Here is a 12006-nt window from a genome sequence, read left to right on the forward strand (position 1 = left end):
CTTTTTTGCTAGAGTTTGCGTGATACTCCGCATCAACGCATTTCAAACATACCGGAGTCCAAAGTCGAAGGTGAGGTCTTCAATGCGCAAATTCAGAATGGGGGGGGGGTTCCTCTAGAAGGGGAACAAGCGCCCGCCTGAGGAAGTCGCGGGTGGTCGGCGCGCTCGTCGCCGTGCTCGCGGTCTCCGGAGCCGTCTTTGGCGTGGTTTCCTCCGCCCAGGCAGCGATCGGCGACGCCGACCACACGGTCACCGGCGTCAGCCCCCGTGGCACGACGATCAATCTGTTTGATTACTGGATTCAAAGCCGCGACGCAAGCGATCAGACCAACGGTGACGACTACCAGAACCGTGGAATTAACGCTGGCCATGTGCTCAAGTTCGGTGCAGGTATGGGTACGCAGGCGGACGAAACTGTCGTCAATACCAGCGCGGTGAACCACTGGACGAGTAGCGCCGCGCCGCGTCAGGGTATCGTAGCCGAAGGGCTCGGCGATGATGGCTATCCGGTTCTTTCCGGTACCGGTGGCATTGGCACGGATTCGCTCGGTTATCTTTTTGACTCCACTGAGTTTGAGGGCAAGGCTGCCTATATGGATGTTGACGGCCTGCTCCAAGTGGACGATCAGGGCTATTACTACTACAACAGCCAGCAGAACTTTGCCCAGTTCAATGAAGATACGGATAACTTTACGCTTTACAGAGCATGGGGCGTAAAGGCAGCAGGTTCCTCTCCGAACGGTCAGTTCTTCCCCTTCAACAACGCGGCGGGGAATGATCAGGGCGATGGTGCCATCCTGAGGGAGCAGGGCTCCGGCATAACCCAGACGGACATTACGTCGACTAATGCGGCGATTAACCACTACTTCGGCCTCAACATGTCTACGCGTTTTGTCCAGCAGGACGGTGGCTATACCGCTCCGCAGGATCAGGGCGGCGTGCCGGTTACGTATGAGTTTTCCGGCGACGACGACGTGTGGATTTACATCGACGGCGTGCTTGTTGGCGACCTTGGCGGCATTCACGATGCTTCGTCCATCTCGATTAACTTCGCGACGGGCGATGTTGTGATCAACGAGGGCAAGACCAAGCAGGTTGATGCCTCCCAGGGACAGTCGGGTGCATACTGGAACGGGCAAAAATGGGTCCGTGACGTCTCTATTGAGCAGCACACTACGCTCGGCGACATCATGCGCGGTGCTGGTGTGGCCAATGGCCTTGCCGGCAACACCTTCGCTGACGACACCTACCACACCCTCGACTTCTTCTACCTTGAGCGCGGCAACACCGACTCCAACATGTCGCTCAAGTACAACCTCGTGAACATCCCCGAGTCCGGCATCGTGAAGGTTGACCAGTACGGTACCGAACGTTCGGGCGTGCAGTTCACGCTCAGGCAGGCGAATGCCCAGTACGAGCCCGTTGCGGATGCGACGACCGTTTCTGGTCGTACCGACGCTAACGGCGAGATGATCTTCACCTACAAGAACAGCGCCGGGCAGGATATGCCAATCACGCTCGAACAGATGGGCGAGCGCAGCGCATACTGGATTCTCGAAGAGACAGAGAGCGATGCGACTGCCGGTTACCGTAACCCTGGTACGGTTGAACTGCGCTTCTCGACCATAAACAGGGACGGCACGGGCGATGGCGTGCTGCTCTCCAGCAACCGGTGGGAGACGGGCGCGTACTCGCAGGCTCATGTGACCGCTACAGCGCCGACGTACGTGACCGATGTCAACAACGGAACGCATGGATCCGCCAACGGTCTGATGTTTGCTGTGGTTGCCCAGATTGACGATCAGGGCAATTACCACCCCGTGACGGGAGATGCGTTTACTGGCTGGAATGTGGCAGATGCCACCATTGATAACGCCGCTACGAGCAAGGAGGCCATTGTTACGGCTGCCAAGGCCTCTGGCTATCAGTTCTTGCTCGGCTCTGGTGGTGCGTATCAGACGACGATCGAGGACCTGCCGGGCGACATCAACACGTATGAGTACATGCTGACTCAGAGCGGCGGCAATCCGGATGACGCTCAGTATGCCGTCAAGTACTACTGGTCCAACGCGACGTCGTTCGACGACCTGACCGCTAATAGCGATATATATGAGATTAACCCCAACGCGGGTGACGGCTTTGAGCGCATCTTCTCGGTGACGCTTTCGGTGCCTAACATCAAGAACGAGCTCTCGCTGGTGAAGACGGACGTAACCGACGCTGCAAGCCCTGCAGCGATGCAGGGCGTCGAATTCAAGCTGTATGCCGACGATGACCATAACGGCGTGGCAGACGGCCAGACCGCTCTCAGCACGCTGACCACCGACGAGAACGGTGAGCTTCAGGTCTACTCCAACATGGATGAGCAGATCCTCGCCAACGGCAGCTACGTGCTCGCGGAGACTACGCCTGCGGACTATCAGGAGGAGACTGAGCCCATCCAGATCGTCGTCGATGACGATGGCGTGCACGTGAACGCGGGCGAGGATGACGACAACGTGACCGTGGAGACGGGCATTGGCAACCTCGTCTACAGCATGCGCGGCTTTGCGGCTGACGACAAGGTCGATTCCACGCTGCACGAGGTCAAGGCTCAGCCGCAGACCTCTGATACGTATCCTGTGGCTGGCACGGATTGGACGAACCAGGGCACCGAGCTGCACTTCCAGTATCAGGATCGTGGAGATAGCAACGCGCTGACCTACCAGCCCTCGCAGGGCAACGACGCCACGTATACGGCCGACGCCGGTTGGTCGCGCTTCAACGTGACGCAGTGCATGGATTCCACCCACGCGACCGGCAACGGCACCGATTACAAGCAGAACCTTGGCGACCAGAGTCTCAACGCCCTCTTCACGGGTGACGTGACCATCCATGTGACCAACAAGCAGATTCCCACCACGAGCTCGCTCACTATCAGCAAGACCGTGACGGGAGAGGGCGCTTCCACGAGCAGGGAGTTCACCTACACGCTGGGACTCACCGATGACGACAGTCAGCCACTGACGGATTCTTACACCATCACGAAGTACGATGAGAACAACGATGCGATCGGTTTGTCGGAGACCATTACCAACGATGGAACCTTCACCCTCACGCATAACCAGCACGCCGTTATCGACGGCCTGCCCATTGGAGCCACCTACTCGGTGACCGAGACTGCGACCGCCTACTACGATCCGAGCGTTACGCCGGCCGGTACGATTGATGAAACCACCGGGAATCTGACGACTACGGGCACCATCGATGAGACTGCAGCCAATAACACCGTTGCTTTCACCAATACCTTCTGGGGTGGCTCGGTCGATTACGATTACGCGACTGACGTCAACATAGCCAAGACCTTCAACGGCCGTGACATGAAGCAGGGCGAGACGTTCACCGTCAACGTTCAGCCGAAGGATGACCAGTCGGCTCAGCTGTTTGGCCTCACGGATGCGTCCGAGAAGCTGACCATTCCGTTCACCAACTTGGACGACGGCGTAAAGGGCTCGGTCAATCTGCTCGCCAACAAGGACATTAAGCTTACGGCAGGCAACGTCGGAACGTATGAATACACGGTGTCCGAGGAGCGTCCTGCCGACAATCCGAGCGACGGAATTGCGTACGACGAGACTTCCTACACGCTGACCATTACGGTCTCGGCAGATAATGACGGCGTAGTCACGGTGAAAACGAGTGCTACGGACGGCAAGGATTTCAACAAGGAAGTTTCCATAACTGGCGACAAGCACGTTAGTACGGGCATCGAGCTGCCGTTTACCAACACCTACAACGCTACGGGCGAGCTTGGTGGCGACGCCGAGGGCGCCACGGCCATCGAGGCCCACAAGACGCTCAACAACGACACGCTCAAGGGCGACGACTTCACGTTCAGCGTATGGACGGTGAACAGCGCGAATGAGACGGTCGACAAGGTTTCCGAGGCCAAGAACGACGCCGACGGCGACATCATGTTCCCGGCCATCGAGTACACGACCGAGTCGCTCAAGGCGGACGTCGCCGACGGTGTGGCGCAGAAGGGCGTTGATGACAGCGGTAAAGCTACCTACACCTATGTCTACCGTGTCATGGAGGACACGGCAGACTTTGCCGAGAACGGCCTGAGCACGGCACAGGCGTCGTTTGACGTGACGGTCGTAGTGACCGACAACGGCAACGGCACGCTCGGCTTTACTGTCACCTATCCTCAGGGCTCCGAGGACGGCCTCGAGTTCGTGAACACCTACGGCGCCTCCGCCAAGGCTCAGCTCAATGTGGCCGGCACCAAGATCTACGAGACCAATGGTCTCGAGAACGCGCCGAACATCGAGGGCAAGTACACCTTCACGCTGAAGGGCGTGGACGAGAAGGGCGATCCCGCCCCGCTGCCCGCGACTACCACGGCCCAGAACCAGGCCAACGGTACCGTTGACTTTGGCACCATCAACTACGACATCGCCGACCTGGACGGCGCCGACTCCAAGACCTTCACTTATAAGGTGACGGAGAGCGGCGTGGTCGCGGGCGTCGACAACGACGCGGCGGCCTCCGAGGGCAAGACCTTCTCGGTGACGCTCATCGACAACCAGGACGGAACCATCAGCGTGGATGCCGCTGCACAGCAGGCGGCGGGCAGCCAGTTCAGCTTCACGAACACCTATGATGCGGATCCGACCGTTCCCACCAACCCGACCGACCCGACGACCGGCAACCTGATCATCACCAAGACGCTTGACGGCCGCACGCTCAACGAGGGCGAGTTCAGCTTTACCATGGCCGCCGCTGGCGGCTACGGCGATGCGGTGAGCCCCGCCTCAATCACTGCAACCAACACGGTGAACGAGGACGGCACGGGCAGCGTGGTCTTTGGTGACGGCTTCACCTTCGCGAAGCCGGGCGACTACGCCTTCGCCATCAGCGAGGACAACAACGACCTCGGCGGCGTGTCCTACGACGGAGCCGTGTACACCGCCGTGGCGCACGTCGAGGACGACGGTGCAGGCGCGCTGACGGCGACGTGGACCGTGACGGACGCCGAGGGTCAGCAGCTCGATCACATCACGTTCGCCAACAACTACGAGGCGGCGCCGACCACGGCGACCCTGAGCGTCATCAAGGAGCTCAAGGGCGGCGCGCTCGCGGCGGGGCAGTTCTCCTTCGAACTGACCGGCTCCGAGGGGGCGCCCATGCCCGAGGCCACCACGGCGACCAACGCCGCTGACGGCACGGTCAGCTTTGGCGCGGTGGCCTTCGACAAGGCGGGCGAGTACGACTACACCGTCACCGAGGTCAACGACGGCCAGGACGGCGTCACCTACGACGAGAACGCCGACCGCACCATCCACGTGAGCGTGACGGACAACGGCGAGGGCAGCCTCGTCGCCGAGGTCAGCTACGGTGAGGACGGCTCGCACTTCGTCAACACCTTCGCCGGCACCGGCTCCGGGACCACCGACGGCACGTCCGGCAACGGCGGCCCGCAGGACGTCATTCCCCAGACGGGCGACCAGTCGTTTGCCTACGTGCCGGTGGTCGCGCTTCTCGGCGTGGCCGTCATCGCGGGCGGCGTCCTTGTCCGCAGGTACTTGAGGCGCGAGTAACCAAGAGCTCATAGGCTCAAGCACGGGGCGGCTCCGGCAACGGGGCCGCCCCTTTGTCTCACCCGCCCCCACCGTTCTTCTCGCCCGCTGCCCGATATGTCCGCAACACAGCGCCCTCCCGTGGGTAAGGTGAATGACATCGTGCACACACCCCGTTCGAGGGAGGCATCATGGCAGCTAAGGGAAGCGAGAAGGTCAAGAACGTGGTCCTTGTGGGCCAAGGCGGCGTGGGCAAGACCATGCTGGCCGAGGCCATGCTCCACCTGACGGGGCGTACCACCCGTCTCGGCGGCCACGCCGGCACCAAGCCCACGCTTGACTACGACGGCGAGGAGGGCGAGCGCGGCTTCTCCATCTCCACCTCCATCGCCCCGATCACCTGGGAGGGTACGCGCCTGAACGTGCTCGACGCCCCGTGCTACCCGGACTTTGTCGGTGACGCCTACGCCGCCATGAGCGCGTGCGAGACGGCCGTCTTTGTGGTGGACGCGGCGAGCGGCCCGGGCACCATCACCACTCGCCTCTGGTACGCGGCCGAGGAGCTCAGCCTCGCCCGCGCCCTCTTCATCAACCGCCTGGACCGCCCGGACGCGGACTTTGACGTGGCCATGGCCGCGCTGCAGGAGCGCTTTGGCTCCAACCTGGGTGCCGTGACCATTCCGATGGGCTCCGGCGAGGCGTTCTCCGGCATCATCGACGTCGTGCACATGACGGCGCGCCACCTCGAGGGCGGCAAGCCCGTGGTCACGGACGTCCCCGCCGAGTACGCCGACGCCGCCGAGGCTGCCCGCGCGCAGCTCACCGAGCTCGTCGTTGAGGCGGACGACGAGATCATGATGAAGTACCTCGAGGGCGAGGAGGTCACGCAGGAGGAGCTCGAGGGGCTTCTCGCAAAGGCCATCCGCGAGCGCGTCTTTGTGCCCGTGTTCTCCGGCAGCTGCGTGCGCGAGGAGGGCGTCATCTCCTTCATGGACGCCGCCGTGGCCTGGTTCCCCACGATGGCCGACTTTGGCCGCATCCCGCTGGTCAACGGCGAGCAGCTTGACATCTCCGAGGACGACGAGCGCCCCGTGGTCTTTGCCTTCAAGTCACTCAACGACCCGCAGAACGGCCGCCTCTCCTTCCTCAAGGTGCTGGCCGGCACCATCACGCCGGGCATCGAGCTCACCAACGCGCGCACGCGCAAGACCGAGCGCCTGGGCCACCTCTACCAGATGTGCGGCCGCGAGACAACGGACGTGCAGAGCGCCGCGGCCGGCGACATCGTGGTGGTGCCCAAGCTCGAGGCCATGACCGGCGACACGCTCTCCGTGACCGGCAAGGTGGAGGCCGCCGAGTTCCGCTTCCCCAACTCGCTCTACCGCATCGCAATCGAGCCGGACGCGCGCGGCACCGAGGGCAAGCTCTACGCCTTCCTCGAGAAGTCCGCGGACGCCGACCCCACCCTCAAGGTGGAGCGCGACGAGGACACCGGCCAGACCGTCATCTCCGCCATCGGCGAGGCGCAGGTCAGCGTGCTGCTTGACCGGCTCGAGGACCGCGCGGGCATCACCGCCCACACCGTGGCGCTCAAGATCCCGTATCGCGAGACCATCCGTCGCGTGGCCTCCGCCCAGGGTCGCCACAAGAAGCAGACCGGCGGCGCCGGCCAGTACGGAGACTGCTGGCTGCGCATCGAGCCCAACCCGGGCGCTGGCTACGAGTTCGTGGACGAGGTCGTGGGCGGCCACATCCCGCGCGGCTTCATCCCGGCGATCGACAAGGGCGTCCAGGAGACCATGCGCGAGGGCGTGCTCGCCGGTTACCCGATGATCGACGTCAAGTGCGCCGTCTACGAGGGGTCCTACCACCCCGTGGACTCCAACGAGATGGCGTTCAAGACCGCCGCGCGCATCGGCTTCCAGAAGGCCGTGGCGCAGGCCGAGCCCGTGCTGCTGGAGCCGATGGCGCACCTGCGCATCACCGTGCCGGAGAGCTACGCCGGCTCCGTGATGGGCGACGTCTCCGCGAGCCGCGGCCGCGTTGAGGGCATGGAGGCCGGCACCGGCGCGCAGGCCGGCGAGACCACCGTCGTGGCCACCATCCCGTATGCCGAGGTCACCGACTACGCCACCCGCCTGCGCTCGCTCTCGCGCGGCACCGGCGAGTTTGAGATGGAGGTCAGCGGCTACGAGCAGGTGCCGCACGACATCCAGCAGCGTCTGGCGGACGACTACGCCGCCCGCCGCGCCGCCGGCGAGAAGTAACGTGGAAAGGGGACAGTCCCTTTTCCACATGTGAGCCCCCCACGCGGGCGGTCGGCATTTGGGCCGGCCGCCCGTTCTTCTCGCCGGGGTGCTACACTGCGAGCAGGTATCCCACACTTCCAAGGAGGGCCCATGCTTTCCGCAGTTCAGATCAAGCCGGACGTCTACTGGGTCGGCGCGCTCGACTGGAACGCGCGCGAGTTCCACGGCTACACCACCGAGGCCGGCATCACCTACAACGCCTACCTCATCCTGGACGAGAAGGTCACGCTGATCGACACGGCCAAGATCACCTTCACCGACGAGCTGCTCGAGCGCATCTCCTCGGTGATCGACCCGTCCAAGATCGACGTGCTCATCGCCAACCACGTGGAGATGGACCACTCCGGCAACACGCCCACGATCAAGCGCCTGGCGCCCAACTGCCAGATCTACTGCTCCGCGCCGCAGGGCGTGAAGAACATGACTGCGCACTTTGGCGACCTGGGCTACAACGGCGTCAAGACCGGCGATACCCTCTGCATCGGCAAGCGCACGCTGGCGTTTGTCCAGACGCCGATGGTCCACTGGCCGGACAACATGGTCACCTACGACGCCTACGACAAGATTCTCTTCTCCAACGACGCGTTTGGCCAGCACTTTGCCAGCTCGGCGCGCTTTGACGACGAGAACGACATGTGCGAGGTCATGCACCAGGCGCACAAGTACTACGCCAACATCGTGCAGCCGTACCGCATGCAGGCGGCGGCGGCCGTGAAGGCGGTGCGCGGGCTCGGCCCGGACGCGCTCGACATGATCTGCCCGGCGCACGGCGTCATCTGGCGCTCCCACGTGGAGGACATCCTCAAGGCGTACGAGGGCTTCGTGTCCGGTGAGGTGCAGGAGCGCGCCGTGGTGGTCTACGACTCCATGTGGCACTCCACCGAGAAGATCGCCCGCGCGCTGGTGGACGGCTTCCTTGCCGCCGGTGTTCCCGCGCAGCTCATGGACCTCAAGGAGAACCACGTCTCCAACGTGATGGATGTGTTCATGGACTGCAAGTACGTGTGCGTGGGCTCGCCGACGCTCAACAGCCAGATGCTGCCGACCGTCGCCGGCTTCCTCACGTACATGAAGGGCCTCTCGCCCAAGAACGACAACCGCGTGGGCCTGGCCTTTGGCAGCTACGGCTGGGCGCCGGCTGGCCCCAAGAACGTCGCCGCCGAGCTGGAGGCCGCCGGGTTCCGGATGCCGGTCGACACGCTGGCGATCAATTGGATCCCCAGCGAGGAGCAGCTCGTTGCCGCGCGCGACTCGGTTGCCAAGCTGATGGCGTAGCGCACACGCCCAGAGCAAAGGGAAGGGGTCGTCCTCACGGGCGGCCCCTTTTTTGCTATAGTACATAACGTACAAACTTAATAGTATTAGTGTAAGGACGGCATGATGAAAGCTCTGCGCATAGGATTTGAATCCGCGCTCTCCTTCTGGCGTGCCGTCCGCGTTGCGGCCCAGCCCCTTTGGGACGACGAGCCTGAGGGAAAGGTCTACGGCACGCGCGAGCTCACCTTCGGCGAGCAGGTCGGACGGGCGCTCGACCTGTGTTCCGCCGACGGCCCGCTGGACGTCGTGGTTCCCGACACGTCGGCACGGCTTGGACGTCGTGGGGACGTCCGCAGCAGGGTGTGGGCGGGGCCGCTTCTTGAGCGACATCTGTTCTCGGTGGGGGACGGAATCTCGATCTGCCGGCCGGCGGTGACGTTTGTCCAGCTTGCAACTACCATGGACGAGATCTCACTTGCGGAGGTCGGTTACGAACTGGCGGGGAGCTACGCGCTGGCGACGGATTCGCCGCGCGGCTTCGAGAGCGACGTGGAGCCGCTTGCGACGGTGGAGGAGCTGCGCACCTACGCGAACGCGGCCCGAGCCCTTGGCGTGCGCGGGGCCGCGCGGGCCATCAAGGCCCTCGCGCTCGTGGCCGACAACTCGAACTCGCCGCAGGAGAGCTGCGTTGGCGTGCTGCTGGCATTGCCTCGGGTGCAGGGCGGGGCGGGCGCGCCGGGGTTCAAGATGAACGTGGCGGTTCGCCTCCCCGGGGAGTTCGCCGACGCGTTGGGCCAGAAGACCCTCATTCCCGACTTTTCCTGGCCTAACGGTACCGTCGGGGAGTACGACAGCGACCAGGAGCACCTCTCGCCCGAGGCCCGTGCCCGTGACGAACGGAAGCGGCGGGCGTTTAGGGCCGTGGGCATGGACTGCATAACCATGACAAAAGGAACCTTCCGCAGCAACGTCGAGCTCAACCTGTTCGTGAGCGATCTCGAGGGCAGCCTCGGCCTGCAGCGGAGGCCTCCGACTGCGCGAATTCTTGAGGCGCGGGCCCGGCTCCGGGAGCGGCTCTTCGGGCCGGAGTCAGAGGAGGCGGCCCTCGGGGCGTTGCGCGGCAGGGAGTGACGGCCGATTCCGCTGCAAAACGGCCGCTCGTGTGATGAATCGGCGTGGTTCGCTGCAAAAGTGACCTTCGTGTGATAGAGAATCGAGGCCGCTACGGAAACTGATTTGACTAATGATTTTGCCAACTGGGGAAACGCGGATTGAGGCAGGCCAAAGGACGCCGGCGGGCCGAAAAAGCCATCACACGAGAGGCTGTTTTGCAGTGCGGACGAGCATTTCATCACACGAACGGTCGTTTTGCAGATGCGGCGCCGCCATCCATAAACTAAGACGCTACCGAATGCGCCCGCCCGCCCGACCTGCTAAAATCAATCCATTGTGCCAGCGGCGTCGGCGTTTGCGCCGCAGCACGCATCTGTCTTCCGACCAAGGAGGTTGCGCACGAGCGCATGGACGTAGCGATATCTATTGTGGTCACGTTCCTGCTCACCCTGGCCAACGGCTACTTCTCGATGTCAGAGCTGGCAGTGGTGAGCGCCAAGAGGGCCGTTCTCGAGCCGGAGGCGGAGGAGGGTGACCGCAAGGCGCGCGCCGCCCTTGACCTGGGATCCAACTCCGAGCAGTTCCTCGCCACCATTCAGGTTGCCATCACGCTCGTGGGCTTTGCGTCCTCCGCGTTCGCGAGCACCAGCCTCTCCGACCCGCTGGGCGGCTGGTTCATGAGCCTCGGCATGCCCGAGGGCGTCGCCGTCCCGCTGGCTCCCATCCTCATCACGCTCGCGGTCTCCTACCTCTCCATCGTCGTGGGCGAGCTCGTCCCCAAGCGCATCGCGCTCTCCGACGCCGAGCGCATGGCCAAGTCCGTCGCCGGCCCCATTCGCGGCTTCATGCACGTCGCCCGACCGCTGGTCTGGCTCACCGCCAAGTCCGCCAACGGCCTGTCCGCCGTGCTCGGCATCAAGTCCGCCGACGAGCGCGACAGCGTCTCCGAGGAGGAGATCAAGTACATGGTCGCCGACGCCGACGAGCTCTCCGACCAGGAGAAGTCCATGATTCACGAGGTCATCGAGCTCGGCGACACCATCGCCCGCGAGGTCATGGTCCCGCGCGTGGACATGACCGCCGTCGAGGACACGGCCACGCTCTCCGAGGTCCTGGCCATCATGCGCCGAACCGGCTACTCGCGCATCCCCGTCTACCACGAGTCCGTCGACCGCATCGTGGGCATCGCGCACATCAAGGACATCATCAGCCCCATCCTCGACGAGGGCCGCGGCAGCGACCCCGTCGCCCGCCAAGCCCGCACGGCGGACTTCGTCCCCGACACCAAGGACATCATCCCCCTGCTCTCCGAGATGCAGTCCAGCCACGACCAGATGGTCATCGTCGTGGACGAGTACGGCGGCACGGCCGGCGTCATCACGATCGAGGATATCGTCGAGGAGGTCGTCGGAGAGATCGAGGACGAGTTCGACCCAGACAACAAGTACCTCACCCAGCTCTCCGAGCGCGAGTGGCTCGTGGACGGCCGCTTCTCCATCGACGACGCCATCGAGCTCGGCTGGCCCGTCGAGGACTCCGAGGAGTTCGAGACCATCGCCGGCTTCGTCCTCGACCAGGCCGACAAGCTGCCCCATCCCGGCGACGTCTTCGTCAAGGATGGGTATCAGTTCCGTGTGCAGTCCATGCGCGGCCGCAGGCTCTCCATGCTGCGCGTCATCGCCCCCGAGCCCCCTGCGGAGGACGGCGAGGGCGACGCTGACGGAGAGAAGCAGCCGGATCCGGCGAAGGAGTAGGCCCGCGCAGCG

The 12006-nt window shown here is 63.7% G+C and carries 5 protein-coding genes; all 5 read left to right on the forward strand.

The annotated features are described in order from the left end of the window. The first annotated feature begins 152 nt into the window (after window positions 1-152). The 5 genes from H6A07_RS10360 (at window position 153) to H6A07_RS04870 (ending at window position 11994) form a co-directional block, all read left to right on the forward strand. Window positions 153-5582 carry a Spy0128 family protein gene (locus H6A07_RS10360; RefSeq protein ID WP_204813800.1) on the forward strand — a complete coding sequence of 1810 codons (5430 nt, stop codon included), beginning with the start codon at window positions 153-155 and terminating at the stop codon, window positions 5580-5582. A gap of 170 nt (window positions 5583-5752) precedes the next feature. Next, window positions 5753-7828 (forward strand): elongation factor G, encoded by a 2076-nt coding sequence (locus tag H6A07_RS04855; protein ID WP_204813801.1) that lies wholly within the window; start codon window positions 5753-5755, stop codon window positions 7826-7828. Window positions 7829-7960: 132 nt separating this feature from the next. Further along, on the forward strand, window positions 7961-9145 hold the full coding sequence (locus tag H6A07_RS04860) for an FprA family A-type flavoprotein (RefSeq protein ID WP_204813802.1): 1185 nt from the start codon (window positions 7961-7963) through the stop codon (window positions 9143-9145). A gap of 105 nt (window positions 9146-9250) precedes the next feature. Then, window positions 9251-10258 carry a hypothetical protein gene (locus H6A07_RS04865; protein ID WP_204813803.1) on the forward strand — a complete coding sequence of 336 codons (1008 nt, stop codon included), beginning with the start codon at window positions 9251-9253 and terminating at the stop codon, window positions 10256-10258. A gap of 389 nt (window positions 10259-10647) precedes the next feature. Further along, the gene (locus H6A07_RS04870; RefSeq protein WP_204813804.1) at window positions 10648-11994 is read left to right on the forward strand and encodes a hemolysin family protein; all 1347 of its coding nucleotides are present in this window, start codon (window positions 10648-10650) and stop codon (window positions 11992-11994) included. The last annotated feature ends 12 nt before the right edge of the window (window positions 11995-12006 follow it).

Source organism: Olsenella uli, assembly GCF_016899935.1.
Lineage (GTDB): Bacteria > Actinomycetota > Coriobacteriia > Coriobacteriales > Atopobiaceae > Thermophilibacter > Thermophilibacter uli_B.